The 24,811-nt window shown below is 54.2% G+C and carries 27 protein-coding genes; 19 read left to right on the forward strand and 8 right to left on the reverse strand.

Annotated elements, in window-relative coordinates; all coding sequences use genetic code 11:
• Positions 1-65: 65 nt before the first annotated feature.
• Positions 66-1,292 (forward strand): PP2C family protein-serine/threonine phosphatase, encoded by a 1,227-nt coding sequence (locus tag ACFE33_RS01530; RefSeq protein ID WP_380055983.1) that lies wholly within the window; start codon positions 66-68, stop codon positions 1,290-1,292.
• Here ACFE33_RS01530 and ACFE33_RS01535 read toward each other — a convergent pair whose 3' ends face one another.
• Positions 1,293-1,730, reverse strand: a complete 438-nt coding sequence (locus ACFE33_RS01535) for an NUDIX hydrolase (RefSeq protein WP_380055986.1) — start codon at positions 1,728-1,730, stop codon at positions 1,293-1,295.
• Between the two features lie 76 nt (positions 1,731-1,806).
• Here ACFE33_RS01535 and ACFE33_RS01540 point away from each other — a divergent pair, with 76 nt between their 5' ends.
• The 6 genes from ACFE33_RS01540 to ACFE33_RS01565 all read left to right on the forward strand — a co-directional run bounded on the left by ACFE33_RS01540 (position 1,807) and on the right by ACFE33_RS01565 (position 8,205).
• Complete coding sequence (locus ACFE33_RS01540; protein WP_380055989.1) at positions 1,807-2,811, forward strand: Hsp33 family molecular chaperone HslO; 1,005 nt, start codon at positions 1,807-1,809, stop codon at positions 2,809-2,811.
• Positions 2,777-3,403, forward strand: a complete 627-nt coding sequence (locus tag ACFE33_RS01545; protein WP_380055992.1) for a CoA pyrophosphatase — start codon at positions 2,777-2,779, stop codon at positions 3,401-3,403. The genes ACFE33_RS01540 and ACFE33_RS01545 overlap by 35 nt, the downstream gene beginning before the upstream one ends.
• On the forward strand, positions 3,393-4,559 hold the full coding sequence (locus ACFE33_RS01550; protein ID WP_380055995.1) for a CCA tRNA nucleotidyltransferase: 1,167 nt from the start codon (positions 3,393-3,395) through the stop codon (positions 4,557-4,559). The genes ACFE33_RS01545 and ACFE33_RS01550 overlap by 11 nt, the downstream gene beginning before the upstream one ends.
• 16 nt (positions 4,560-4,575) lie before the next feature.
• The gene (locus ACFE33_RS01555) at positions 4,576-6,414 is read left to right on the forward strand and encodes an ABC transporter ATP-binding protein (RefSeq protein ID WP_380055998.1); all 1,839 of its coding nucleotides are present in this window, start codon (positions 4,576-4,578) and stop codon (positions 6,412-6,414) included.
• Entirely contained in the window at positions 6,411-7,625 is a 1,215-nt protein-coding gene (locus ACFE33_RS01560) for a class I SAM-dependent RNA methyltransferase (RefSeq protein ID WP_380056001.1), read from the forward strand. Before ACFE33_RS01555 ends, ACFE33_RS01560 begins: the two co-directional genes overlap by 4 nt.
• An 85-nt stretch (positions 7,626-7,710) precedes the next feature.
• A complete protein-coding gene (locus ACFE33_RS01565; protein ID WP_380056004.1) occupies positions 7,711-8,205 on the forward strand; it encodes a murein L,D-transpeptidase family protein in 495 nt (164 codons plus the stop codon).
• A gap of 33 nt (positions 8,206-8,238) precedes the next feature.
• On the opposite strand, the gene ACFE33_RS01570 is transcribed toward ACFE33_RS01565, so the two are convergent.
• On the reverse strand, positions 8,239-8,778 hold the full coding sequence (locus ACFE33_RS01570) for a CAP domain-containing protein (RefSeq protein WP_380056007.1): 540 nt from the start codon (positions 8,776-8,778) through the stop codon (positions 8,239-8,241).
• Positions 8,779-8,935: 157 nt separating this feature from the next.
• On the opposite strand from ACFE33_RS01570, the gene ACFE33_RS01575 reads away from it, so the two are divergent.
• A complete protein-coding gene (locus ACFE33_RS01575; protein WP_380056010.1) occupies positions 8,936-9,526 on the forward strand; it encodes a L,D-transpeptidase in 591 nt (196 codons plus the stop codon).
• A gap of 37 nt (positions 9,527-9,563) precedes the next feature.
• Positions 9,564-9,899 (forward strand): hypothetical protein, encoded by a 336-nt coding sequence (locus ACFE33_RS01580; RefSeq protein ID WP_380056013.1) that lies wholly within the window; start codon positions 9,564-9,566, stop codon positions 9,897-9,899.
• Here the strand turns inward: ACFE33_RS01580 and hemH are convergent.
• Both hemH and ACFE33_RS01590 read right to left on the reverse strand, forming a co-directional pair.
• A complete protein-coding gene (hemH, locus tag ACFE33_RS01585; RefSeq protein ID WP_380058627.1) occupies positions 9,896-10,921 on the reverse strand; it encodes a ferrochelatase in 1,026 nt (341 codons plus the stop codon). The two genes, ACFE33_RS01580 and hemH, sit on opposite strands and share 4 nt — an antisense overlap.
• A 75-nt stretch (positions 10,922-10,996) precedes the next feature.
• Complete coding sequence (locus ACFE33_RS01590; protein WP_380056016.1) at positions 10,997-11,836, reverse strand: SAM-dependent methyltransferase; 840 nt, start codon at positions 11,834-11,836, stop codon at positions 10,997-10,999.
• 43 nt (positions 11,837-11,879) lie between these two features.
• Between ACFE33_RS01590 and ACFE33_RS01595 the strand changes: the two genes are divergently transcribed.
• Genes ACFE33_RS01595 through ACFE33_RS01610 form a run of 4 tightly spaced genes read left to right on the forward strand, consistent with a single transcriptional unit; the run spans position 11,880 to position 14,158 of the window.
• Positions 11,880-12,608 carry a double zinc ribbon domain-containing protein gene (locus tag ACFE33_RS01595; RefSeq protein WP_380056018.1) on the forward strand — a complete coding sequence of 243 codons (729 nt, stop codon included), beginning with the start codon at positions 11,880-11,882 and terminating at the stop codon, positions 12,606-12,608.
• Between the two features lie 22 nt (positions 12,609-12,630).
• Positions 12,631-12,888: a glutaredoxin 3 gene (gene grxC, locus ACFE33_RS01600; protein WP_380056021.1), complete on the forward strand. Its 258-nt coding sequence runs from the start codon at positions 12,631-12,633 to the stop codon at positions 12,886-12,888.
• The gene (locus ACFE33_RS01605) at positions 12,889-13,710 is read left to right on the forward strand and encodes a carbon-nitrogen hydrolase family protein (RefSeq protein ID WP_380056024.1); all 822 of its coding nucleotides are present in this window, start codon (positions 12,889-12,891) and stop codon (positions 13,708-13,710) included.
• 4 nt (positions 13,711-13,714) lie between these two features.
• On the forward strand, positions 13,715-14,158 hold the full coding sequence (locus ACFE33_RS01610) for a MarR family winged helix-turn-helix transcriptional regulator (protein WP_380058629.1): 444 nt from the start codon (positions 13,715-13,717) through the stop codon (positions 14,156-14,158).
• On the opposite strand, the gene ubiG is transcribed toward ACFE33_RS01610, so the two are convergent.
• Complete coding sequence (gene ubiG, locus ACFE33_RS01615) at positions 14,155-14,901, reverse strand: bifunctional 2-polyprenyl-6-hydroxyphenol methylase/3-demethylubiquinol 3-O-methyltransferase UbiG (protein WP_380056027.1); 747 nt, start codon at positions 14,899-14,901, stop codon at positions 14,155-14,157. The two genes, ACFE33_RS01610 and ubiG, sit on opposite strands and share 4 nt — an antisense overlap.
• A gap of 67 nt (positions 14,902-14,968) precedes the next feature.
• Here ubiG and pip point away from each other — a divergent pair, with 67 nt between their 5' ends.
• The 6 genes from pip (at position 14,969) to infB (ending at position 22,178) form a co-directional block, all read left to right on the forward strand.
• A complete protein-coding gene (gene pip / locus ACFE33_RS01620; protein WP_380056029.1) occupies positions 14,969-15,958 on the forward strand; it encodes a prolyl aminopeptidase in 990 nt (329 codons plus the stop codon).
• 75 nt (positions 15,959-16,033) lie between these two features.
• Positions 16,034-16,657: a class I SAM-dependent methyltransferase gene (locus ACFE33_RS01625; RefSeq protein ID WP_380056032.1), complete on the forward strand. Its 624-nt coding sequence runs from the start codon at positions 16,034-16,036 to the stop codon at positions 16,655-16,657.
• A 163-nt stretch (positions 16,658-16,820) separates the two neighbouring features.
• Positions 16,821-17,396 carry a ribosome maturation factor RimP gene (rimP, locus tag ACFE33_RS01630; protein ID WP_380056035.1) on the forward strand — a complete coding sequence of 192 codons (576 nt, stop codon included), beginning with the start codon at positions 16,821-16,823 and terminating at the stop codon, positions 17,394-17,396.
• A gap of 1 nt (position 17,397) precedes the next feature.
• Positions 17,398-19,008, forward strand: coding sequence for a transcription termination factor NusA (nusA, locus tag ACFE33_RS01635; protein WP_380056038.1), 1,611 nt, complete (start codon positions 17,398-17,400; stop codon positions 19,006-19,008).
• 18 nt (positions 19,009-19,026) lie between these two features.
• Entirely contained in the window at positions 19,027-19,659 is a 633-nt protein-coding gene (locus tag ACFE33_RS01640; protein WP_380056041.1) for an RNA-binding protein, read from the forward strand.
• The gene (infB, locus tag ACFE33_RS01645) at positions 19,656-22,178 is read left to right on the forward strand and encodes a translation initiation factor IF-2 (protein WP_380056044.1); all 2,523 of its coding nucleotides are present in this window, start codon (positions 19,656-19,658) and stop codon (positions 22,176-22,178) included. The genes ACFE33_RS01640 and infB overlap by 4 nt, the downstream gene beginning before the upstream one ends.
• A gap of 52 nt (positions 22,179-22,230) precedes the next feature.
• On the opposite strand, the gene mutT is transcribed toward infB, so the two are convergent.
• From mutT to ACFE33_RS01660, 3 genes are read right to left on the reverse strand one after another with little or no spacing between them, the layout of a single operon-like run.
• Positions 22,231-22,629, reverse strand: a complete 399-nt coding sequence (mutT, locus tag ACFE33_RS01650; RefSeq protein WP_380056045.1) for an 8-oxo-dGTP diphosphatase MutT — start codon at positions 22,627-22,629, stop codon at positions 22,231-22,233.
• Positions 22,626-23,828: a bifunctional glutamate N-acetyltransferase/amino-acid acetyltransferase ArgJ gene (argJ, locus tag ACFE33_RS01655; protein WP_380056048.1), complete on the reverse strand. Its 1,203-nt coding sequence runs from the start codon at positions 23,826-23,828 to the stop codon at positions 22,626-22,628. The genes mutT and argJ overlap by 4 nt, the downstream gene beginning before the upstream one ends.
• A 1-nt stretch (position 23,829) precedes the next feature.
• The gene (locus ACFE33_RS01660; RefSeq protein ID WP_380056051.1) at positions 23,830-24,705 is read right to left on the reverse strand and encodes a peptidylprolyl isomerase; all 876 of its coding nucleotides are present in this window, start codon (positions 24,703-24,705) and stop codon (positions 23,830-23,832) included.
• Positions 24,706-24,811 lie beyond the last annotated feature (106 nt).

Genomic DNA, 24,811 nt, shown 5'->3' on the forward strand with positions numbered 1-24,811 from the left:
CTGTCTGAATAGTGTCTACGAGTGTGCAAAGAGTGTTGGAAGAACGACTGATAATGGAGCCGGAAATGGGCGCCATTAAACGCATACTCGTGGTCGATGATAGCCGCGCTCAGAGGCGTCTTTTGTCCAAGATGCTCGCGCGGTGGGGGTACGGTGTTCTAGAGGCTGAGTCTGGCGAGCAGGCAATTGAATCGGTCAAGAGTAACAAGGTTGATCTGATCCTGAGCGACTGGATGATGCCAGGCATGAGCGGTGTGGAGTTTTGCCGTCATTTTCGTCAAATGGAACGGGACCAGTATGGCTATTTTATCCTGCTGACATCCAAGAGCGCGAAGGAAGAAATTGCTCATGGGCTTGAGGTTGGCGCGGATGATTTCCTGACCAAACCTGTCGCGTCAAACGAGCTTAGGGCGCGAATCATGGCCGCCGACCGCATCCTGCGGATGGAGCGGGAGTTGATTGAAAAGAACGAACTTGTCTCGCGCACTCTCGAAGAAATCTCAGAACTCTATAATAATCTGGACCGCGACCTTGTTGAGGCAAAGAAGCTTCAGCAATCTCTCGTGAAGGAGCGGTTTAGATCCTTTGACGGGGCGCAGGTTTCCCTCTTGCTGCGGCCATCGGGCCACGTTGGTGGCGATCTTGTGGGTATGTTTCCGATCAATGATACACAGGTCGGACTTTTTGCGATTGATGTCTCGGGGCACGGCATTACGTCAGCGTTAATGACCGCCCGACTGGCGGGTTATCTATCGGGCGCATCTCCCAAGCAAAACGTTGCCCTGAAACAATCTGAACAGGGCGAATACATTGCGCGTTCTCCCGCTGAGGCGGCGGAGCATTTAAATCGGCTTTGCCTTGAAGAGATGGATACAGAGAACTACTTCACTCTCATTCTGGCAAGCTGTGACCTACGAACTGGCGAGATCAGGCTGACCCAAGCTGGCCATCCGCACCCCGTCATTCAGCGCGCTAATGGGGCGATTGAGTATATCGGCAATGGTGGGCTTCCGGTGGGATTGTTTGAGGATGCAAAATACGAGGAATGTCAGTCGACGCTTGGCGCGGGCGATCGGTTGATTATCGTTTCCGACGGAATAACCGAGTGCCCCAACCTTAGAGACGAGCTTCTGGACGAGGAGGGGCTGGGAAAAATACTGAAGCGAAATAGGGGACTGAAAGGCTCTGCGATGATGGAGGCGCTGGTATGGGATCTGCAAGAGTACGCAGGCGAACAAGAGTTCCCTGACGATATTTCTGCGGCTATGGTCGAGTTTGTGGCCTCAAAATAATCAGAAGCAGAACTTGTCCACGAAGTATTGATCGCCCTCATTCCCCAAAAGCGCCAGCGCTTGCTCTGCATTCATCCAATGCGCGGTGTGGAAAGGCTCTGTTGGCTCGCTAAGCTTAACGACAGGGCGCGCCGTATAAATATGGCAAAGCTTTTCGGCCCAGATTTCATACTCTGGCATGAAAACAAACCGTCGACAGCTTCCTAAAAACCTTGGTGCGCCAATCTTCCAGCCGGTTTCCTCGCGGACTTCTCGGTGCAGCGCGGCGATGGCGTTCTCACCGGGATCAATTCCACCCCCGGGGAGCTGAAACTCCACGTAGGGCTTGGACTGCATGGTCACAAGGAGCTTGTTATCCCTTGCTAAAATCCCGTACGAACCAGGCCGCAGAACATAGGATTTACCGCGAATTGGGGGTTCGCCAAACCTTCTTATCATTATTCACCCCTTGGACTGTTACTTGTACCCCTTATATAGTCGCGGTAAGCCAACGCAATGTGCGTAAGGAAACCTCATGACTCTTGGAAATAAAATCGCTTGGGACGACACGGTCCTCCCATTTCAATTAGACCGAGCCGACATTCGCGGTCGGATTGCCCGTTTGGACGGTGTTCTGAACTCGGTGTTGGAGCAGCATGACTACCCGCCAGCGATTGAAGCGCTTGTGGCGGAGATGACTTTGCTTACGGCTCTGATTGGTCAAACCATCAGCTTGAAGTGGAAACTTTCGCTACAAGTACGCGGGAGCGGCGCTGCGCGATTGATCGCAACGGATTACTATGGACCGTCCAAAGAGGGCGAGCCAGGGCGCGTTCGTGCCTATGCCAGCTATGACGAAGAGCGGATCGAGCCAAACGGCGCGGGATTTGATCAGATCGGCCAAGGATATTTTGCGATCCTGATCGATCAAGGTTCGGGAATGAAACCGTATCAGGGGATCACCCCAATCGCGGGCAATTCCCTTTCAGAATGTGCAGAGACCTATTTTGCTCAGTCCGAGCAGCTTCCGACGCGCTTCCAGCTCACCTTTGGTCGCTCGACCGAAAAAGGTGGGAAAGAAGGCTGGCGTGCCGGCGGGATGATGCTTCAACATATGCCCAAGGCCAGCCCCTTTGCGAAAAAGGATGAGGCAGAGAGCGATGACGGCTTGTTGGCGCCTTCTGATTTGTTGGAAGGTGACGATGAGGAAAACTGGAGCCGCGCGAACATCTTGCTTGATTCCGTGGAGCAGCTAGAACTGATCGGACCGACCGTTGCGCCAACCGAACTATTGGTGCGATTGTTCCACGAAGAACAGCCGCGTGTATATGATCCACAGCCCGTTGAATTTGGGTGTACCTGCTCTCCTGAGCGCGTCGCCAATAGCCTCTCGATCTATTCTCCAAAAGACTTGGAGCATATGACAACCGACGAGGGAACGATCACTGCGGATTGTCAGTTCTGCGGCGCGCATTATGTGCTCGATCCGTCAACGGTCGGGCGCGATGCCGTTAATAACTCAGGTGAGGATAGTGCCTAGAGAGTCGCTAAATCGAATATTGGAAGCCGCCTCTCGGGGCGGCTCCTCTGACTTTGATTTAAACGAAAATGTGGTACTTCCCGAGGATCGCCCGCTGCGAGAGGCGGCTGTCCTTGTTCCGGTTGTAGACTTGCCCACGGGTCCGCAGCTTATTCTGACAAAGCGGGCGTCTCATCTAAAACATCACCCCGGCCAGATATCATTTCCAGGTGGAAAACGTGACCAAGGGGATGCGTCACTGGAACACACAGCCCTTCGCGAAGCTAACGAAGAGATCGGCCTTATGGCGGGTGATGTAGAGGTTCTAGGCAGAATTCCCGCGCATGAAACTGTAACGGGTTTCATGGTTTCTCCGGTCCTCGCTTTGGTAAGTGATAGCTTTGAACCCGTGCCAGAGGAAGGTGAGGTCGCAGAGGTATTCCGCGTGCCCTTTGCGCATGTGATGGATATTTCACAGTATCAGGTGCAATCGCGTTTCTGGCGCGGCGTTGAGCGGCACTATTATGTCGTTCCGTTCGGCCCGTATTATATTTGGGGTGCGACTGCCCGAATTCTGCGCCGAATGGCAGAAGGGCTCAAGAATGCGGGCTGACGGAGATTGGGTAACAGAAGCCGGTGCACAGGCGGTGTTTTCGATGCTAAAGGGCGCTGGGCATAAGGCGCTCTTTGTGGGTGGCTGTGTGCGCAATGCGCTCTTGGGGGCGCCGATCAATGATATTGATATCGCTACGGATGCCACGCCGACAAAGGTTCTTGAGCTTGCGAAAACCGCGAGTATTCGCGCCGTGGCGACTGGGCTTGCACACGGCACAATTACCTTGGTTGTTGATGGAAAACCGTTTGAAGTAACGACCTTTCGCAAAGATGTAGAGACGGATGGTCGCCGTGCGGTCGTGTCGTTCTCAAAGGAAATATCCGAGGACGCGCGGCGTCGGGACTTCACAATCAACGCACTTTACGCCGAGGCGGACGGAACGGTTGTGGACCCATTAGGCGGGCTTCAGGACATAACAGCGCGTCGTGTTCGGTTCATTGAAGATGCCGATCGCCGTATCAAAGAAGACTACCTTCGCATCCTGCGCTTTTTTCGCTTTTATGCGTGGTATGGCGACCCTAACGGCGGGATTGACGCAGAGGGGCTCACGGCTTGTGCGGCAAATCTCGATGGGATAGAAACGCTCGCCAAAGAGCGCATCGGCGCTGAGATGTTGAAGCTCTTGGCGGCTTATGATCCTGCGCCGGCCGTTTCTGCGATGGCTCAATCTGGCGTTCTAGGCGCGTTGATTGCGGGTTCGGACGCAAAATACCTTCCGGTTCTTGTGCATCTGGAGCAGGAAATCGGTGTCGCGAGCAGCGCACTTCGGCGGCTTGCAGTTTTGGGTGGTGAGGACGTTGAGCAAGCTCTGCGTCTAAGCAAAGCTGATACCAAGGCGCTTACGATCCTTCGGGACGAAATCGGTTCTGCGCGTGGTGCGGCGGAGCTTGGCTATCGATATGGAGCCGAGCTAGCAGTGGATATATTGCTATTGCGTGGCGCTCTATTTGAAACCAATGTGCAACAAGAAGCTCTTGTGCGTGCTCGGCACGCCGCGGATCAGGTTTTCCCCGTTAAGGCAGCGGATTTGATGCCGAATATTACCGGCCCCGCGCTTGGGAAAACTCTGGCGAAATTGGAAGCGGACTGGGTTTCGTCAGATTTTATTTTAGACAAGCAGGCGCTCTTGCGACGGGTGCTTGGGAATAGTTAAGGCCATAGGTGATGGGATGAAGCAGAAACTCGAACAATTGATTGACCCCTTCGCCCATGTATCCCAAGCGCCACCCACGACGCTCTGGAAGTTCATGCAGTGGTGCCTGAAGGGAAGCTACAAGGCGCTGGGCATCGGAACAGGCCTGTCCTCGCTTGCAGGAATTACCGAAGTTTCGACCGCGCTTTTCCTTGGGATGGTTATTGATGCCGCCGTTGCAGGTGACCCCGCGCAATTCTTTTCGGGGAACTCAGGGCTGTTGCTGCTGGCGTTTGGTTTCCTGATCATTCTGCGCCCTATTTTGCTTGGGCTTTCAGCGCTTATGCAGTCCGTGGTTATCGCGCCTGGCGTGTTTACACAGGTTCTAACGCGACTAAACAGGTGGACGCTCGGCCAAACGGTGACGTTCTTTGACAATGATTTCGCGGGCCGAATTTCGCAAAAACAGATGCAGACATCCGGTTCCATCACCGAGATCGTTGTCGAGACACTGAATACCTTGGTATTTGCGGCAACGTCGATCATCGGCGCCGCCGTGATCATCACAAATGTGGATTACCGCATCACACTGATTTTTGCTGCTTGGCTTGTGATGTACGGGTTCTTCCTGCGCTATTTCCTTCCGCGCGTGCGTGTGCGTGCCAAGGCGCGCGCGGGTGCTCGGACGGGGGTGACGGGGCAGCTTGTTGATACGATTACGAACATCAAGACCGTCAAACTGTTCGCGCATACGGATCATGAAGACCGTGCCGCGATTGGTGCGATGGAGACATTCCGTGATCGCGCATCAGAGTTCGGGTATCTGTCTGCGCAGTTCCGTTATGGCCTGATGATCATCGCTGGGATTTTGCCCGTGCTCTTGGTTGGGGCAACGCTCTGGTTCTGGTCGCAAGGCAGCGCGACAGCTGGCGATATCGCGACGACGGGATCGCTCGCTATTCGGTTTTCACAGATGACGGGCTGGGTTTCATTCACGCTGATGGGTGTTTTCTCGCATGTGGGTGAGATTGAGGACGGAATGCATACGCTGACGGTTCGCCCAGCGTTGGTGGATGCGCCGGATGCGTCGGTGCTTGCAGTGCCGAATGGTGAGATCACCTTTGAGAATGTGACCTTTGCCTATGGTGGCGGATCGGGTGGGCTTATTGATACCGATCTAAAAATCCGAGCGGGCGAGAAGCTCGGGATTGTCGGGGCCTCTGGCGCGGGGAAATCGACACTCGTGTCACTTCTCTTGCGGCTTTATGATCCCGAAAAAGGGCGTGTGATGATTGATGGTCAGGATATTTCCAAGGTGACCCAAGAAAGCCTGCGCCGACAAATCGGGATGGTTACACAGGAAACCGCGATGTTTAATCGTTCGGCCTTGGATAACATCCAGTACGGGCAACCGAACGCAGGTGTCGAGGATGTCGAGAACGCAGCGCAACGAGCCGAAGCGCATGACTTCATCCTTGATCTTGAGGATTACATGGGGCGCGCAGGGTATCAGGCATTCTTGGGCGAGCGCGGCGTGAAGCTCTCTGGCGGGCAACGTCAGCGGATCGCCCTCGCGCGGGCCATCCTGAAAGACGCGCCGATTTTGGTGCTGGACGAGGCCACAAGTGCGCTCGATTCCGAGGTAGAAGCCGCAATCCAAACCGCGCTTGAAAACGTCATGGAAGGCAAGACCGTCCTTGCGATTGCGCACAGGCTTTCGACAATTGCCCAGATGGATCGCATAATTGTGCTTGAACATGGCCGCATAGTCGAGCAAGGAACGCATTCGGATTTGCTCGACCAAAAAGGGTTGTACGCGCAATTCTGGGATCGGCAATCCGGCGGGTTCATTGGTATTGAGGAGGCCGTAGAGTGAAGGTCACGATTGAGCGCCTTGGGCATTTGGGCGATGGAATAGCAGAAGGTCCGATATTCGTTCCCCTTACCCTTCCCGGTGAAGAGGTCGAAGGCGAGGTCGTGGACGGCAAGATGTCCGCTCCAAGAATCCTGATTCCGTCGGTTGAGCGGGTGAAGCCGATTTGCAGCCACTACAAGGCCTGCGGTGGCTGTAGCTTGATGCACGCATCGGATGAATTTGTTGCAGAATGGAAACAGGGTGTCGTGAAAACGGCATTGGACGGACAGGGGCTGAACGCGGAATTTCGGCCTATTCACACATCTCCGGCGGGGTCACGACGGCGCGCTGGTCTGGCGGGAAAGCGTACCAAAAATGGCGCGATGATCGGCTTTCACACACGCGGAACGGGTACGCTGATTGAGGTTCCGAACTGTCAGCTTCTTGATCCGGCGCTCAAAGAGATCGTGCCGGCGTTGATTGAACTGACGATTGCGGGTGCCTCTCGGAAGGCAGAGTTGAGCTTTCTTGTGACCCAGTCCTTGGGCGGCGTTGACGTGTTGGTGAAGGGTGGAAAGCCCCTTGATGAGCCAGCCCGCGTGGAGCTTGCGCAGATCGCCAACAAGCATGAGTTGGCACGTCTGACGTGGGAAGACAGCGTCGTTTGCGAGATAAGCGCACCGGTTCAGGTGTTCGGAAGTGCGCGCGTGAACCCTCCGGGTGGAACATTCCTTCAGGCAACACCTCAGGGCGAAAAAGCATTAGTTTCGGCAGTTTTAGATGCGGTGAGCGGCGCCAAAAAGGTCGTCGACCTGTTCGCGGGATGCGGAACATTTTCGCTTCCGGTTGCCGAGCACGCAGAGGTTCATGCGGTTGAGGGCGAGAAAGAAATGCTCAAAGCGCTCGATCACGGCTGGCGATTTAGTACCGGCCTCAAGCATGTTTCGACCGAAGCAAGAGACCTCTTTCGCCGTCCTCTCTTGCCGGATGAGTTCAAAGGATTCGACGCGATTGTCATCGACCCGCCGCGCGCAGGTGCCGAAGCACAGATCGCCGAAATCGCGAAATGCGGCGTTAAACGGATCGCGATGGTTTCATGTAATCCAGTGACTTTTGCACGGGACGCACGCGTATTGGTTGATGCCGGTTACGTCATAGATTGGGTGCAAGTTGTGGACCAATTCCGCTGGTCACCGCATGTCGAAGTGGCCGCGAAATTCACAATGCCGTGATGAATTCGATGGATTGCTTTTTTCTGGATTTCCTGTATCTGCCAATAAAAGGCTAAAAAAAACAGCTAATAAATAGGCAGTAAAAATGCGGGCATTAATCTTTGCACTCTTGGGTGCGATAACCCTGATAGTGGCAGGCTGTTCGAGCGGCATGAAGCCATACACAGGTCCAGAAGTAACGCGGATCGCGGTCTACAAAGACGCGCGCAAAATGTTCCTTCTGCATAACGGAAAAATCCTCAAAAGCTATAATATTGATCTCGGGTTTGCGCCTGAGGGAGATAAGAAAGTTAAGGGCGATGGCAAAACGCCTGAGGGGCATTATCGAATCGATCGTCGTAATCCAAACAGCGACTATTATCTATCAATCGGGATGAGCTATCCGAATGCGTCGGATGTCGCCGAGGCAAAAGCCTTGGGTCAGGAACCTGGTGGAGATATTTTCATCCACGGCGAAAGCAAGAACAAGAGCTTCCGCGGAACGGATTGGACATGGGGCTGTATTGCGGTTTCGAACAAGGAAATGATCGATATCTACCGTATGGTAAAACTCAACACGATCATCTCGGTTTATCCGTAAATCAAACGGGGGCGCATCCTTGGCGATGCGCCACTAGTTTGAGGCAACGTTAAGCGTTGAATAGTCATAACGTGGACGGCCAGTAACCATCGTCCACCAGATCTTGCCGCTCTTTTCCTGAAACCAAGCAAAGCCCATATCGCGCGCCGCTGGGTCCAGAATAACGCGGCGTGTATCCGGCTCACTCATCCATGCGGATAGGGTTTGTAGCTCGGTTTCGTAGGTTTCCGAGATGTTTTCACCAGCAAGGACGCCGTTATATCCCGTGCGGGCAACGCGATCCAATGGAGAGGAGCCATCTGATCCAAAGTGCCACGGGCGGTTCTGAACAGCCATATCGCGCGAATGGGTTGCGGCGGCAGCATTCAGGTCAGCGTCCAGCTGTAGGGGGCCAACCCCTGCGGATGCGCGCAGCACGTTGGTAGAATCCAGCATGCGGAATTGGACTTTGCCCTCGTTCGGGATTTTATACGCAACAGGAAGCGGTTTTCCGTCTGGACCGATACGAGGTGCAGGTGGCTCACATGCCGCAAGAGATAGGGATACAGCCGCGAGAAGTAATAACTTTTTCATAACGCTCTTCCTAAATACGTATCTAATTTCTTTAGCAACAAGGTGTCTTGGTTTCAAATAGTGTTCAGAAGAATCCGCGTTTTGACGATTGTTTGAATTGCGACTGCGACCTTAGAGCCATATTATAGGTCCTGTTGCAAAAAAAGTGAGTCGATTTATGTCTATTTCTAAGAAGGGTAATTTTAGCCGACGTAGTTTTATAGGTACGACCGCCGCATTCGCCGGTGGACTTGCGACCCCAGCACTTGCTCAGATCCAAGTCGAACCAGAGATCGACAGTGTTGTAAAACACAATATTTCCAGTTTTCGTTCGCTTGATTGGCGCCCGTATTTTTCCAATACACGTAATGGCGCCATTTTGGTCGATACCAAGTCACGCGCGCTTCATTATTGGTCTGAGGATCGCTCCATTTATAAGCTTTACCCGACTTCTGTTCCGATGTCGGACGAGTTGACCCGTTTGGGCCGTACTTCGGTAATTCGCAAAGTAGAGGGGCCAAGCTGGGCGCCGACACCATCCATGAAGCGCCGCAATCCCGAATGGCCAGATTTTATCGGTCCGGGCCCTGATAATCCGATGGGCACGCATGCGCTGTATTTGTCGTGGACGTATTACCGTATTCACGGCACTCAAGACACGCGCAAGATCGGTCGCAGGTCGTCCAATGGCTGTATTGGTCTCTATAACGAACATATCGCCGTGCTGTTTGGCCTCGCCAAGAACGGAACGCAGGTATTGCTCATCTAATCTGAGAGCACATTAACCGTCGGGACTTGGAGGAACTATGGAACTCAAGCCGGGACGAAATATTGCGATCAAGGTTCCGCTCTATAAATGGGCGGAAACCGTTGAGTACTATCGGGATCGCGTTGGACTGGCTGTTACCAATGAAACATCGGAAAGCGTAGGGTTTGCCTTTGGCGAAATGACGCTTTGGCTGGATCGGGTGGAAAAGCAGAGTCAGGTAGATGTTTGGCTTGAGTTGTTTTCCGACGATCCCGCGGCCGCACTTGAGCACCTCGAAAGCCCCAAGCGTGATGAACTTGAACCCCTAGATGGCGTTCAAGCCCATTGGACATCGGACCCAGCAGGGGTCGTGCTTCTCGTTCGAAAAGATTAGCGCACCCATCCGGCAAGGTTCTCGCGCACGATTTCCGCGAGCGCTTCGATGTGGGGGGCGTCGTCATTGAGGCAGGGAATATACGTGAAGTTTTCGCCGCCCGCTTCTTCGAAGGCCTCTTTTATCTCTTCGTTGATTTCCTCAAGTGTCTCAATGCAGTCCGCCGAGAACGCAGGTGCCGCGATTGCGAGGTTCTTGTTGCCCGCTTGGGCCTGACGCGCGACTTCCTCAACGGTGTAAGGTTTTAGCCATTCTTCGGGGCCAAACTTCGATTGGAACGTCGTTAGGATACGGTCACGCTTCCAGCCAAGCGCCTCTGTCACAAGTCGCGTCGTTTTCTGGCACTGGCAGTGGTACGGGTCACCCTGCATAAGATACCGTTCGGGCATACCGTGATATGAAAGCAGCAAGATATCCGGCTCGTTTTCAATCTTTGCATAAGCATTCTTGATGGAGCCTGCGAGTGCTTCGATATACTTCGGGTGATCAAAGTAGGCGGGTACGGTGCGCGTGGCAGGTTGCCAAGCTGGTTTGGCCAGAGCCGCAAAGAACGCATCATTCGCCGTTGCAGTTGTGGCACCCGCGTATTGCGGATAGAGCGGGAAGAACAGGATTTTGTCGCATCCCGCCTCGATCATCGCGTCCACTTTGGATTGCGTCGACGGATTGCCATAACGCATACAGAAATCCACCATCACCTGATCGCCAAACATACCATGCAGACTCTCGCTAAGGGCGCTGGTTTGTTTCTTGGTGATCGTCATCAAGGGGCTTTCGCCTTCTTCGTGGTTCCAGATACTCTTGTATGCAGCACCAGACGAGAACGGCCGTTTGGTCAGGACGAACGCTTGAAGGATCGGTTGCCATTTCCACGCAGGGTAATCAATGACGCGCTTGTCCGAAAGGAACTCCGACAGATAGCGGCGCATTGACCAGTAATCATAATTGTCGGGCGTCCCGAGGTTCGCAATAAGAACGCCGATTTTGCGCGACGGGATTTTTGGGTGATCTGCTGGCTTCATACGATTACTTTCTTGTGGCTCAGCCAAGGATTGTCGCTTTCGGGGGTGTGCGTCAATCAATCGGGCGTAATTGTCTTAGGATTTCGGGGTTTTCTCGGGGAGTTTAAGCTCGGTGGTGTTGAGCGCATCAGCAAGTCGCGCTTGTGCCGATCCAGGCCGGAGGGGTTTTTGTTGGCTTTCGTCAGGCGCCCATCCAGTCAGGAATACAAGCTCGAATGTGGCTCTAATCCGGCCTGATTCAGCCGTGAAGTGCTGTGCATAGGTGTCGTTAACCGCAGCTAGGACAGTGCGCGATACGGGTCTCTTTAATCTTTGGGCGAGGGCGTTGGTTTCGCCCATTTCGCGCAGGTCGCGCATAAGATGTTGTGCATCACGATAGGTCACTTTTTTGGTAACGCTATCTGCAACAGGAAGTGCAAACCCAGCCCGTTGAAGCAGCGCGCCAAGCTCGCGAATTTCGGCCATGGGTGCCACGCGCGGAGAAAGCCCGCCGGTAAGTTTCGTCTCTACTTCGGCCCAAACGGTGCGTAATTCGGACAGCGTTTGCCCGCCAAACATCGCGCCGATAAACAGCCCATCCGCCCGCAATGCGCGACGGCACTGTACCAACTGTCCGACCAGATCGTTTGCCCAATGCAGCCCCATGGCATGAATCACCAGATCATGGCTATCAACCTCAAGACTCAGAAGCTCCTGATCAGGAACAATCTTGGCGTTGGGCAGTATTTTTTCCCAGATTTGCGGAAATGCCGTGACGATCGCGGGATTTGTAAACGTTCTATTAACCTCGTTCAGTCTCTCCTCAATCTCGTCAGCGGCCTCTTGCTGAAGGAACAGGGCATCCGTGCCACGGATACGCGCGCGATGAAACGCAAGCGCCTCTGTGTCGGTAAGTTTGGGAGGTTGGTTGGTCATTTGGCTTCCTTTGTTGGGGGCAATTTAGAAAGGTTTTGACAGAATGCAAAGTGCTCTGAGGTTGATCTACCCAACGCAATGCATAACCTGCGGTGATCGCGTCGACGCTTCTGGGGCGCTGTGCGGGGCATGTTGGCGCGATACGCCCTTCATAAGTGGAACAGTTTGCGATTGTTGCGGTGCGCCATTGCTGGGCGAAGATGATGCGCAGGATGTGCGATGTGACGCATGCCGCAAATATCCCCCCGTATGGGGCAGGGGCCGCGCGGCATTTCTCTACGAGGACAACGCCCGCAATATTGTGCTGGGTTTCAAGCATGGTGATCGCCAAGAATATGCGATCCCTGCGGGCCGATGGATGGCGCGTGCTGCTGAGGAGCTGGTAGAGGACGACACCATCGTTGCGCCCGTTCCCCTGCATTGGTCACGGTTTCTGAAACGTCGCTATAATCAATCGGCCTTGCTTTCGGCGCAGGTGGCTAAGGTCTTGGGGCTTGAGCATTGTCCCGACCTATTGCGGCGTGTTCGCAAGACACGAAGCCTTGACGGGCTAGGTCCACAACAGCGTTCTGCTACGGTTTCGGGAGCGATTGCTGTTCACCCCAAGCGGAGGCACCTGCTTGAGGATAGGCCAGTCTTGCTTGTGGATGATGTGCTGACCACCGGAGCGACACTAAATTCAGCGGCCGAGGCGTGTTTTTCATCACGTGCCTGCGACGTAAATGTAATAACACTAGCGCGCGTTGCACATGATGACTATCTGACCTTATAGTTCGCTCAGATAGGGGAATAATATGCAAACCGTAGAGCTTTATACCACCCAAACTTGCGGGTTCTGTCACGCAGCAAAACGCCTGCTTTCAAGTAAGGCTGTGACCTTCGTTGAATTCGACGTTTCGCGTGATCCGACCAAGCGCCAAGAGATGATGCAGCGCGCCAAAGGTGGCCGTACAGTGCCACAAATTTTCATCGGCGATACGCATGTTGGCGGTTGTGATGATCTCTATGCGCTTGAAGAGCGTGGCAAACTTGACGCTTTGTTGGCGGGATAGATGCGGGTTGCTCTCTGTCAGTTAAACTCCAGCGACACACCTAAGGCGAACTTGCCGAAGACGGTTGCACAGGTCCGCGAGGCGGTGGCGGAGGGAGCGGAGTTTATTCTGACGCCCGAGGTCACGAACTGTGTTTCCAACTCGCGCGCGCACCAGAATGCCGTCCTTCAAACCGAGGATGAGGACATAACCCTTGCGGCCCTTCGCCAAGAGGCGCGGCGGGCGGGTGTTTGGATTTTGATTGGCTCGATTGGAATAAAAATCCCCAATGAAGAGAGGTTCGCGAACCGTTCGTTCCTGATTGATCCGAAGGGTGATATCGCGGCGCGTTACGACAAAATCCACATGTTCGATGTCGAGATATCGCCCACCGAAACATACAAAGAGAGCGCAGGTTACAAACCGGGAGAGGAACTTGTCGTTGCCGAAACGTCGTTTGGCGGGGTTGGTATGGCGATCTGTTATGATGTTCGTTTTCCACAGTTGCATCGTGGGTTGGCAAAAGCGGGCGCCAAAATCATCACACAACCCGCAGCATTCTCATCGGTTTCGGGTGCTGCGCATTGGCACGTATTGCTAAGGGCGCGCGCGATCGAAACGGGATGTTTTGTAATTGCTCCTGCGCAATGTGGTGATCACGCGCAATCGGATGGCTCGCAACGCAAGACCTATGGGCATTCGCTTGTTGTGTCCCCGTGGGGAGAGGTTCTTGTGGATGCGGGGACGGATGCTGGTGTGACCCTTGTAGATATTGACCTTAACGAAGTTGACACAGCGCGGCGCAAAATACCCTCGCTAAATAATGACCGAGCGTTTAAATAACGATATGACCGATCAGAATAATTCCTTGGCTATATCGCTCTTTAGCGAAATTTTTATGACCGATCAGCTCGCGCGGAGTCGGCTCTCCAAGGTTTTGCCCAAGGGTATGGAGCTTTCACATTTTACGGTGCTCAATCACCTGTCGCATGTGAACGGCGAGCGCTCGCCGGCGCAATTGGCACGTTCGTTTTCCGTAACGCGCGGCGCGATGAGTAACACGCTTAGTAAGCTAGAGGCAGCGGGTCATGTGCATATTCGTCCCGACTGGGACGATGCGCGGCGCAAATTCGTGGCGATAAGCCCTTCTGGAAAACGGGCCTGCGAAGCGGCACTCACGGCGATTTCCCCGTCAGTGGCGGTTCTGGTATCGGAGCTGGGCGTAGATAAAGTTCGCGCAGTTCTTCCGATCCTGCGCGAATTGCGGGTGCGTTTGAGCGAAGAGCCTTAAGCTGGTTTAACGCTCGCGGTCACATAGTTGACCGAAAGATCCTTGTCCGAGAGCGACCAAGACCAAAGCAGCGGATTAAACACGAACCCTTTGCGATCAACGGGCTTAAGCCCCGCGCCTTCAATTAGGCCATAAAGCTCGTCCGGAGTGATGAAGTTGTTGTATTCATGCGTTCCCTTAGGCAGCCAGCGCATTACATGCTCCGCACCGACAATCGCCATCATAAAGCTCTTGGGATTGCGGTTGATTGTTGAACAAAGCATCAATCCGTTTGGCTTAAGTAGGGTCTGGCACGCGGTCAGGAATCCTTGCGGGTCTGCGACATGCTCGACAACTTCCATATTGAGGATAACGTCAAACCGCTCACCCGCTTCGGCAATCGCTTCTGCGGTGGTGTTGCGATAGTCAATCTCAAGCCCTTGGGACTCTGCGTGAATTTGAGCAACAGGAATATTGCCAGCGGCGGCATCCGCACCCACAACATTCGCGCCCAAACGCGCCATTGGCTCTGACAACAGGCCGCCACCGCACCCGATATCAAGGATGCTTAGCCCCTCGAAAGGGCGATCTTTGGTAAGGTCACGATCATATTCCGCCGCGATCTGGCTGGTGATATAATCCAGACGGCAGGGGTTGAGCATATGAAGCGGTTTGAATTTGCCGTTCGGATCCCACCATTCGGCGGCCATAGCCTCAAACTTTGCGACTTCGCTTGGGTCGATGGTATTCGTGCCAGTTTCCATAGGTCTCTCCGAATTTTCGTGCGATTTGCCATGTGCAACGTGCTAACTGCAACTATATAGTCATACTATGGATAGAATCTCAGGCCAAAACAGCGCATCTGACTATCTCTTTGCGCCGATCGAACCCTTCCATCGCCAAATGATGGACGTTGGGGGCGGTCATAGCATCTATGTCGAGCAATGCGGCAACCCAGTTGGGGTACCTGTTGTTGTTCTTCATGGTGGACCGGGGGGCGGGTGCTCTCCGATGATGCGGCGGTTTTTTGATCCTTCTGTCTATCGGATCATTCTGTTCGATCAGCGCGGCTGTGGGCGTTCGCGACCTTTCGCCAGCATCGAGAATAACACCACTTGGGATCTGGTTAGTGATATCGAGCACATCAGAACCGAACTGGGAATTTCGCGTTGGATCGTTTTTGGCGGAAGTTGGGGCGCAACGCTGGCGTTGCTTTATGCCCAATCCCATCCTGAAAGTGCGGCGTATCTGGTTTTGCGGGGGGTGTTCCTCTCGACCCAGCGTGAGCTTGACTGGTTTTACGGCGGAGGGGCGGCGCGCTTTTATCCCGAGGTTTGGGATGAATTTGAACGCATTGTACCAGAGGACGAGCGTCACGATATGATTGCCGCTTATCATCGACGGTTATTTGGCGATGACCTTGCCGTTCAGACCAAATTCGCACAAGCGTGGGCCGCATGGGAAAATGCCTTGGCTTCGGTGCGTTCGAATGGCCCATCGGGAGTTCCGCCTGCGAATTATGCGCGGGCGTTCTCGCGGCTTGAGAACCACTATTTTACCAACAAAGGTTTCCTTGAGGTCGACGGTCAGATTGAGCGTGATCTCTATAAGATCGGGCATATCGGCGTGTCGATTGTTCAGGGCCGTCAAGATATGGTGTGTCCACCTGAATCTGCACAACGAATTGCCGCTAAATTGCCAAAATGTGAACTTATGATGATCGCTATGGCTGGTCATGCAATGTCTGAACCAGAAATTACACGCTCATTGACGGGCATAATGAAGCGTCTCGCACCACAAAAGGTGGCGCTGGGCGTATAGAGTACATAACGAGATACCGAGTAACCGAATATTAAAGTTGTATTTGTTAAAGAGTATTAAAGCAGGAGTATGAGTATGGCGGCTGGCGCTGGTTTTTGGAATCTTATGGCGAAAAATTACGCCAAGTCCGCGATTGCAGATGAGCAAAGCTATCAAACCAAACTAGACAAGACCCGGTCGTATTTTCGGCCGGATATGGATGTGCTTGAGCTTGGTTGTGGTACCGGTTCGACAGCGATTATTCACGCGCCTTATGTGAAATCCTATGAAGGAGTCGATTTCTCGAACAAGATGCTGGGATTCGCCCAGCAAAAGTTAGAGGATTCTAAACTTCAGAACATGCTTTTTACCTGTCAGCCAGTTAAAGAAGTGAAGCGCGCGCCCAACTCTATTGATATGGTTCTTGCCATGAGCATTCTTCATTTGCTGCCCGACTATCGTGAAGTGACGGCGAATGTATACTCTATGCTCAAACCAGGTGGGATGTTCATTTCGAGCACGGCTTGCGTTCGGGATATGGGCGGCGTTTTCAAGTACTTCGTGCAGGCGGGTTCAAAGATCGGGATCATGCCGCCGGTTCAAAACTTCACCAGAGACGAGCTTGAGCAGGTTATCACCGAGGCGGGCTTTGTGTTCGAAGATGTCTGGCAACCACGCCGCGATGCCGCCGTGTTTATCGCCGCGCGAAAGCCGGCATAGCCCCTAGGTTTTCTTGGGTTTGCAATGTACCCCTTGCAGACTCAGGCAAACCTGCGTATATCCCCTCTCAACAGCGGCGCGCTGGGGTCCACTCCCAACGCCCACCGAACTTCACAACGGGCCGCGCAGCCCGTTTTTTTGTGTTTATATCTAGGAGTCATCTTTGTCTGATCTTGTTGCAAGCTCCGCGATTGATCGCCGTCTCGCCAATCTGGTTCAGCCCGTCGTTGAAGACTTGGGCTATGAGCTTGTGCGTGTACGTCTGATGGGTGGCGAAGAGAAAGCGCTGCAAATCATGGCGCAAAAGCCAGATGGCAGTATGGAAGTGGATGATTGTGCGAAAGTATCTACCGAGGTTTCGGCGATACTGGACGTTGAGGATCCGATTGAAGGGAACTATGCACTTGAAGTGTCTAGCCCCGGAATTGACCGTCCTTTGACCCGCATGAAGGATTTCGACCTTTGGCACGGATATGAAGCCAAGCTTGAAGTGGCAGAGGCCATCGACGGCCGTCGCCGCTTTAAGGGTGTGCTGGCAGGGACCACCGATGACGAAGTGTTGATTACGGTCACCGAGGGCACGATTGGCCTTAAGTTTGACTGGCTGGCAGAGGCCAAGCTTGTTCTGACCGACGAGTTGATCAAGGAGATGCTCAAGCAACGCAAAGCGGCTGGCATCGTGAACGAAGACGATTTTGACGAGATTGAAACTGAAACTGACGTTTCCAAGGAGCAATAACATGGCAATTACTTCAGCCAACCAGCTTGAGCTTTTGCAAACTGCGGAAGCGGTAGCACGCGAGAAGATGATCGATCCCGAACTGGTTGTTCAGGCGCTTGAAGAGTCTTTGGCACGTGCGGCGAAGTCCCGCTATGGGGCCGAAATGGACATCCGTGTTCATATTGATCGTAAAACTGGCCGGTCCAAGTTTACGCGCGTTCGTACCGTGGTTGAGGACGACGCCGTTGAGAACCACCAAGCCGAACTGACAGTTGCGCAGGCCCGCGATTATCTTGAGAACCCCGAAGTTGGTGCCGAGATTATCGACGAAGTGCCGCCCGTTGAAATGGGCCGTATCGCCGCGCAATCCGCCAAGCAAGTGATCCTTCAGAAGGTTCGCGAAGCAGAGCGTGATCGCCAATTCGAAGAATTCCAAGACCGTGCGGGTACCATCATCAATGGTGTGGTTAAGCGCGAAGAATACGGCAACGTCATTGTTGACGTCGGTCGTGGCGAAGGCATCCTGCGCCGCAACGAGAAAATCGGCCGCGAGAGCTATCGCCCGAATGACCGTATCCGCTGCTATATCAAAGATGTGCGCCGCGAAACACGTGGCCCGCAAATCTTCCTGAGCCGTACGGATCCCCAGTTCATGGCCGAGCTGTTCAAGATGGAAGTGCCAGAAATCTATGACGGCATCATCGAGATCAAAGCCGTTGCCCGTGACCCGGGTTCGCGCGCCAAGATCGCCGTTATTTCTTATGACGGTTCCATTGATCCAGTTGGTGCCTGTGTTGGTATGCGCGGTAGCCGTGTACAGGCCGTTGTGAACGAACTTCAGGGCGAGAAAATCGACATCATTCCTTGGAATGACGATGCGCCGACGTTCCTTGTGAACGCGCTACAGCCTGCTGAAGTTTCTAAAGTTGTTCTCGACGAAGAAGCTGAGCGCATTGAAGTTGTTGTTCCTGACGAGCAGCTTTCCTTGGCGATTGGTCGTCGCGGACAGAACGTACGCCTTGCGAGCCAGCTTACTGGTTTGGACATCGACATCCTCACAGAGGCCGAAGAATCCGAGCGCCGTCAGAAAGAATTCGCGGCACGTACAGGTCTCTTTATGGAGGCGCTTGATCTGGACGAGTTCTTTGCCCAGCTCTTGGTTTCCGAAGGCTTCACGAACCTCGAAGAGGTTGCATATGTCGAAGTTGACGAATTGACCGTGATCGACGGTGTTGACGAAGACACAGCAAGCGAGCTTCAAGCACGTGCACGTGAGTATCTGGAAGCGGCCAACAAAAAAGCCCTCGAAGATGCGCGCAAGCTTGGTGTTGTGGATTCGTTGGTTGAATTTGACGGCCTGACACCCCAAATGATTCTTGCATTGGCACAAGACGGCGTAAAAACGCTCGAAGATTTTGCCACCTGCGCGGATTGGGAGCTTGCTGGCGGTTGGACAACCGAGAATGGCGAGCGCAAGAAGGACGAAGGCGTTCTTGAACCCTTCGATGTATCGCTCGAAGAAGCTCAGAACTTGGTCATGACCGCGCGTATCACGCTTGGTTGGGTTGATCCTGCTGAACTCGAGAGCAATGACGAAGAAGAAGTAGCTGAAGAGGAGGCCGAGGCTTAAGGGCTTCGGGAAACCCAGATGTCGCGTGGCGGACGAAAAAATGAACGGGAAAATCCCGAACGGCGATGTATCGCTACGGGAAACGTTCAACCCAAATCGGGTATGATCCGCTTCGTAGTTGGGCCGGATAACACAGTTTTCTCCGATATTGCGGGGAAACTACCGGGTCGCGGAATGTGGGTGACCGCCGATCGCAAGGCTTTGCAGTTGGCAATGAAAAAGGGTCTCTTTGCGCGCGGCGCCAAGCAGGCGGTTAATGTGCCAGAGACCCTATTGGACGATACCGAGGCCGCTCTTGTTCGGCGTCTGGTGAATTTTATATCGCTCGCCCGGAAGGCCGGGCAGGCGGTGACAGGATACGAAAAGGTTAAAGGCTGGCTTGAGACCGAAAGAGCAAAGGTCTTGATTCAGGCGACAGATGGGTCAGAGCGTGGAAAATCCAAGCTCCGCCCCCCGCAAAATCCGGACTTATATATCGATGTATTGACTGCATCGGAATTGGGTTTGGCTTTTGGGCGGGAAATTGTGATACATGGCGCGCTAGCGACTGGTGGACTCACCGAAAGTGCGGTAGAGGAAGCCAAACGTCTTAAAGGCGTGCGCGCAAATGGCGGTGGATCATCCACCGAGAAGGGTACGAAGACCACATGAGCGATAGTGACGGCAAAAAAACATTGGGAATTCGCGGCGGCGCAGGACGCCCTGGCAACGTAAAGCAAAGCTTTAGCCACGGGCGCACGAAAAACGTTGTTGTGGAGACGAAACGCAAGCGCGTTGTCGTACCCAAGCCGGGTGCGGGCAAGGCAAATGTAAGTAGTGCGGCGGTTGGAGATCCCTCCAGACGCCCCGCTGGCATTTCGGATGCGGAAATGGAGCGTCGTTTGGCGGCTCTGAAGCTTGCGAAAGCACGCGAAGCAGAAGACGCAGCCAAGCGTGAAGCAGAAGAGAAGGCGCGCGCAGAAGAGCGTGCACGCCGCCGCGCCGAGATCGACGCCAAAGAAGCCGAGGAGCGCGAACGTGAAGAGCGCGCCAAAGCAAAGGCCGCCGAAGAAGAGCGCGCCCGCAAGGAAGCAGAGATCGCCAAAGAACGCGCCGAGAGCGCCAAGGTTGCTGAGAAGGCCGCGCCTCGTGCTGCTGCCGCTGAGCCTGCTGCATCGCCAGCAAGCGAGCCAAGCAGCCGCGGCCCTGGGCGTCCTTCTTCTGCGCCACGCAAAAACGACCGCGATTCACGCAACGAGCGTCCTGGCAACAAGTCGGGTGATGACAAGCGTCGTTCCGGTAAGTTGACCCTCAACCAAGCATTGCGCGGTGGTGAAGGCGGACGTCAGCGTTCCATGGCTTCGATGAAGCGCAAGCAAGAGCGCGCGCGTCAAAAAGCGATGGGTGGTCAGGTCGAGCGCGAAAAGGTTGTTCGCGACGTGCAGGTTCCAGAGGCGATCGTCGTTTCCGAGCTTGCGAACCGTATGGCCGAGCGCGTAGGCGAAGTCGTTAAAGCGCTCATGAAAATGGGCATGATGGTGACGCAGAACCAAACCATTGATGCGGATACTGCGGAACTCATCATTGATGAATTCGGCCACAATATCGTGCGCGTTTCGGACTCGGATGTTGAGGACGTAATCGCACAGGTTGACGACAACGAAAAAGATCTCGTTTCCCGTCCTCCGGTCATCACAGTTATGGGCCACGTTGACCACGGTAAGACATCGCTTCTCGATGCGATCCGTAAGTCCAAAGTGGTTTCTGGCGAAGCTGGCGGTATTACACAGCACATCGGCGCCTATCAGGTGAAAGCGGATAACGGGGCATTGCTCACGTTCCTCGATACACCGGGCCACGCAGCGTTTACATCGATGCGTGCACGTGGTGCGCAGGTGACGGACATTGTTGTTCTGGTTGTGGCTGCGGATGACGCAGTTATGCCGCAAACCATTGAAGCGATCCACCACGCCAAAGCGGCGGGCGTTCCGATGATTGTTGCGATCAACAAAATCGACCGTCCCGAAGCAGACCCAGACAAAGTTCGCGTTGACCTTCTTCAGCAAGAAGTGATCGTCGAGAAAATGTCCGGTGAAGTGCAGGATGTTGAAGTTTCGGCAATTAACGGCACGGGCCTTGACGAACTGCTTGAAGCAATCGCGCTCCAAGCGGAACTTCTTGACCTTAAAGCAAACCCCGATCGCGCTGCTTCTGGTGCTGTGATCGAGGCCCAGCTTGACGTTGGTCGTGGTCCTGTTGCGACTGTTCTGGTTCAGAACGGTACGTTGAATCAGGGTGACATCTTTGTTGTTGGCGAACAGTGGGGACGCGTGCGTGCCCTTGTGGACGACAAAGGCGGACGCATCAAATCGGCTGGTCCTTCGGTTCCTTGTGAGGTTCTGGGCCTTAACGGTACTCCAGAAGCTGGCGACGTTCTTAACGTCGTCGAAACCGAAGCCCAAGCACGTGAGATCGCGGATTACCGTGCGCACGCTGCCAAAGAGAAACGCGCGGCGCTTGGTGCGGCGACAACTCTTGAGCAGTTGATGGCCAAAGCCAAGGATGACGAAAACGTATCCGAGCTTCCGATCCTTGTGAAAACAGACGTTCAAGGCTCTGCCGAGGCGATTGTTCAAGCAATGGAGAAAATCGGCAACGATGAGGTTCGCGTTCGCGTCCTTCACTCTGGTGTGGGTGCGATTACAGAGTCCGATGTGAGCCTTGCAGAGGCGTCTAGCGCGCCTGTCATCGGCTTTAACGTACGTGCCAACGCACCTGCGCGGAATGCTGCGAACCAGAAGGGCGTTGAGATCCGTTACTACTCGGTGATCTACGATCTTGTGGATGATGTGAAAGCAGCGGCCTCTGGCCTTCTGTCTGCGGAGATCCGCGAGAAGTTCATCGGTTATGCCTCGATCAAAGAAGTGTTCAAGGTTACAGGTGTTGGCCGCGTAGCAGGTTGTATCGTGACCGAAGGTGTTGCGCGCCGCTCTGCGGGTGTGCGTCTGCTTCGTGACAACGTTGTGATCCACGAAGGTACTCTGAAAACACTCAAGCGCTTCAAAGACGAAGTCAAAGAGGTTCAGTCCGGTCAGGAATGCGGTATGGCCTTTGAGGCTTACGAAGATATCCGTCCTGATGACGTGATCGAGATCTTTGAGCGCGAAACAGTTGAGCGCACATTGAGCTAAATTGTTCAAAACCAAATAGAAAAGGCCGATCAGAAATGATCGGCCTTTTTTGTTAGAGCCAGTCCCGCAGGATTGGAATAAGCGGTACGTCGGCGGGGGGCATCGGATAATTCCTCAGCTCGTTCGCACGCACCCATTTCAGCGTCTGCCCCTCTTGCGGCTGTGGCGCGCCTTTCCATTTTCGGCAGGCAAACAGCGACATCAGGAGGTGAAAACTCTCATATGTGTGGCTCGCGAAGGTGAGGGGCGCTAGGCAGCTTTGCCATGTCTCAATACCGAGTTCCTCGTGAAGCTCTCGGATAAGCGCCGCTTCGGGAGTCTCGCCTGCTTCGACTTTACCGCCGGGGAACTCCCACAGTCCCGCCATGGATTTCCCCTCGGGGCGCTGCGCAATGAGCACACGGCTATCGACATCAATCAGCGCAACGGCCGACACAAGCACGGTCTTCATGAACGATAGTCCGCGTTGATTTCGATATACCCATGCGTCAGATCACAGGTCCATACCGTGGCGCTGCCCTCGCCAATTCCCAGATCAACCGAGATCTTAAGCTCGTCGGCCTTCATATAGCCTGCACCCGCTTCTTCGGTATAGCTGGGCGAGACCCAACCGTTCTCGGCAACCAGAATGTCGCCAAACGAAATCGACAAACGATCACGATCGGCCTGTGCACCAGACTTGCCCACGGCCATCACGATACGGCCCCAGTTCGGGTCTTCGCCTGCTACAGCGGTTTTGACGAGCGGTGAGTTGGCTATCGCCATCGCGGCACGATGCGCGTCCTTGTCGTCCTTTGCGCCTGTGAGCGCTATTTCGACGAACTTGGTGGCTCCTTCGCCGTCGCGAACGACCTGATGCGCCAGATCGAGCATGACTTTACCGAGGGCGGCCTCGAATGCGGCTTCGTCCTTTACTTCGGGGCCTTTGCCAGTCGCAGCGAGCAACAAGGTGTCGCTGGTCGAGGTGTCGCTATCCACGGTGATACAGTTAAACGTCTTGTCGGTCAGGCGCGATAGTATCGCCTGAAGGCGCGGCTGTGCGATTTTGGCGTCGGTAAAGATATACACCAGCATCGTCGCCATATCCGGCGCGATCATACCAGAGCCCTTTGCGAACCCTGTGATGGTTATGCCGTCCACAACTGCTGACGCCCCCTTGGGGAAGGTGTCGGTTGTCATGATGGCCTTGGCGGCGCGCTCGGTAGCGTCTGGTGCAAGTGCGGCCTTTAGCTCGGAAAGCTTGGACGTAATCCGCTCGGCCTTAAGTGGTTCGCCGATAACGCCCGTCGACGCGGTGAAAATACGATCTTGGGGAATGTTCAGAACTTCTGACACGCCCGAGGTAACCGCGTTTACCGCCTCAATGCCGCGCCCGCCCGTAAAGGCGTTGGCGTTGCCAGAGTTTACGACAAACGCGGCCTCTTGTGTGGTGTCTCCCCCCAGCTTTGCTTCGCAATCCAGAACCGGCGCAGCGCGAGTTGCAGAGCGCGTAAACACGCCCGCAATCGCCGTTCCGGCACAGAGATGTGCAAGCATCACGTCATCGCGTCCTTGATATCGAACGCCTGCCGCAACCGCAGCAAAGGTAACGCCATCCACGAGTGGCAGCTTGGGAAAGCCACCTTTAGGAGCAAGGGGGGAGGTTTTCATCTTATTCTCCGACGAGTGCTGGGTCGCTGAGGAAGGAAGGATCAATCGCGCCTTCTTCGGATTTGGTGATCTCGGCCTTGTCTGTCAGGGCTACGATCTCTTCCTCAAGTGCTTTCTGTGAAAGCTGTGCCACAAGTTGTGGGCGCACTTCTTCGAAGGAAGGTGTTTCTTTGATGCGGCTCTCGATGCGGTGGATCAGATGCCAGCCGAACTGTGTTTGAACAGGGTCAGAGTAGGCGCCATCCTCAAGTGCTACGACAGCTTCCTCAAAGGGGGCGACCATCGCGCCAGCGCCGAACCAACCAAGGTTCCCGCCGTTGGGACCAGAAGGGCCGGTGGACTTTTCTTTGGCCAGTTCTGCGAACTCTGCACCTTCTTCAAGAAGCTTGGCGATTTCTTGTGCTTCTTCTTCGGTCTCAACCAAAATATGCGCTGCGCTATACTCTGTTTCGGACTCGGCGTTTACGAATTCTTCTTGGTAGAGCGCCCCAAGTGCTTCGTCGGAGATTGGCTCCGAGAGGATTTCTTCAACGGTAACGCCCGCGAGGAAAGTACGCTTCTGGTGCTCAAGTGTGGCAGTCTGACGCTCGGTCAGGTCATCGGAAACCGATTGCACAAGCAGGATCTGTTGAATGAGGTTCTCCAGAATACCGTCGTACAACATGCCATCTTCAAGCGCTTGATACTGCTGTGGCAGGTTTTCGCGGGCGATGATCATTTGTCCTGCGGTGATGTCCTCACCGTTGACGGTGGCAATTACGGTATCCCAGCCCGTTGTGGAGTCTTGGGCAACTGCGACGCCTGTCGTTGCGAGGAAAGCCGCGAGAATACCGAATTTAGTGCGTTTTAACATCAATTCACCCTTAGATTTGTTCATTGAGGCCCCTAACATTGACAGTGTCCATACGGACGCTTACATCGCCAAAGTGCCTTGCTATTCAGTGCCAAATTATTGGCCCTTGATAAGCCCGCATCTAAGGGTG

Origin of the sequence: Falsihalocynthiibacter sp. SS001, from assembly GCF_042445055.1 — a bacterium.
Classification (GTDB): Bacteria; Pseudomonadota; Alphaproteobacteria; order Rhodobacterales; family Rhodobacteraceae; genus Falsihalocynthiibacter.

Excerpts from the sequence above, each read along its gene's own strand:
- ACFE33_RS01595 (WP_380056018.1), top strand. The coding sequence starts at position 11,880 with ATGCAAAGTGCTCTGAGGTTGATCTACCCAACGCAATGCATAACCTGC.
- ACFE33_RS01555 (WP_380055998.1), top strand. The coding sequence starts at position 4,576 with ATGAAGCAGAAACTCGAACAATTGATTGACCCCTTCGCCCATGTATCC.
- ACFE33_RS01540 (WP_380055989.1), top strand. The coding sequence starts at position 1,807 with ATGACTCTTGGAAATAAAATCGCTTGGGACGACACGGTCCTCCCATTT.
- nusA (WP_380056038.1), top strand. The coding sequence starts at position 17,398 with ATGGCAATTACTTCAGCCAACCAGCTTGAGCTTTTGCAAACTGCGGAA.
- ACFE33_RS01535 (WP_380055986.1), bottom strand. The coding sequence starts at position 1,730 with ATGATAAGAAGGTTTGGCGAACCCCCAATTCGCGGTAAATCCTATGTT.
- ACFE33_RS01575 (WP_380056010.1), top strand. The coding sequence starts at position 8,936 with ATGTCTATTTCTAAGAAGGGTAATTTTAGCCGACGTAGTTTTATAGGT.
- ACFE33_RS01640 (WP_380056041.1), top strand. The coding sequence starts at position 19,027 with ATGTCGCGTGGCGGACGAAAAAATGAACGGGAAAATCCCGAACGGCGA.
- ACFE33_RS01605 (WP_380056024.1), top strand. The coding sequence starts at position 12,889 with ATGCGGGTTGCTCTCTGTCAGTTAAACTCCAGCGACACACCTAAGGCG.
- ACFE33_RS01570 (WP_380056007.1), bottom strand. The coding sequence starts at position 8,778 with ATGAAAAAGTTATTACTTCTCGCGGCTGTATCCCTATCTCTTGCGGCA.
- ACFE33_RS01545 (WP_380055992.1), top strand. The coding sequence starts at position 2,777 with ATGCCGTTAATAACTCAGGTGAGGATAGTGCCTAGAGAGTCGCTAAAT.
- ACFE33_RS01610 (WP_380058629.1), top strand. The coding sequence starts at position 13,715 with ATGACCGATCAGAATAATTCCTTGGCTATATCGCTCTTTAGCGAAATT.
- ACFE33_RS01660 (WP_380056051.1), bottom strand. The coding sequence starts at position 24,705 with ATGAACAAATCTAAGGGTGAATTGATGTTAAAACGCACTAAATTCGGT.
- pip (WP_380056029.1), top strand. The coding sequence starts at position 14,969 with ATGGATAGAATCTCAGGCCAAAACAGCGCATCTGACTATCTCTTTGCG.
- ACFE33_RS01550 (WP_380055995.1), top strand. The coding sequence starts at position 3,393 with ATGCGGGCTGACGGAGATTGGGTAACAGAAGCCGGTGCACAGGCGGTG.
- ubiG (WP_380056027.1), bottom strand. The coding sequence starts at position 14,901 with ATGGAAACTGGCACGAATACCATCGACCCAAGCGAAGTCGCAAAGTTT.
- ACFE33_RS01565 (WP_380056004.1), top strand. The coding sequence starts at position 7,711 with ATGCGGGCATTAATCTTTGCACTCTTGGGTGCGATAACCCTGATAGTG.
- hemH (WP_380058627.1), bottom strand. The coding sequence starts at position 10,921 with ATGAAGCCAGCAGATCACCCAAAAATCCCGTCGCGCAAAATCGGCGTT.
- ACFE33_RS01580 (WP_380056013.1), top strand. The coding sequence starts at position 9,564 with ATGGAACTCAAGCCGGGACGAAATATTGCGATCAAGGTTCCGCTCTAT.
- ACFE33_RS01625 (WP_380056032.1), top strand. The coding sequence starts at position 16,034 with ATGGCGGCTGGCGCTGGTTTTTGGAATCTTATGGCGAAAAATTACGCC.
- ACFE33_RS01590 (WP_380056016.1), bottom strand. The coding sequence starts at position 11,836 with ATGACCAACCAACCTCCCAAACTTACCGACACAGAGGCGCTTGCGTTT.
- mutT (WP_380056045.1), bottom strand. The coding sequence starts at position 22,629 with ATGAAGACCGTGCTTGTGTCGGCCGTTGCGCTGATTGATGTCGATAGC.
- argJ (WP_380056048.1), bottom strand. The coding sequence starts at position 23,828 with ATGAAAACCTCCCCCCTTGCTCCTAAAGGTGGCTTTCCCAAGCTGCCA.
- grxC (WP_380056021.1), top strand. The coding sequence starts at position 12,631 with ATGCAAACCGTAGAGCTTTATACCACCCAAACTTGCGGGTTCTGTCAC.
- ACFE33_RS01530 (WP_380055983.1), top strand. The coding sequence starts at position 66 with ATGGGCGCCATTAAACGCATACTCGTGGTCGATGATAGCCGCGCTCAG.
- infB (WP_380056044.1), top strand. The coding sequence starts at position 19,656 with ATGAGCGATAGTGACGGCAAAAAAACATTGGGAATTCGCGGCGGCGCA.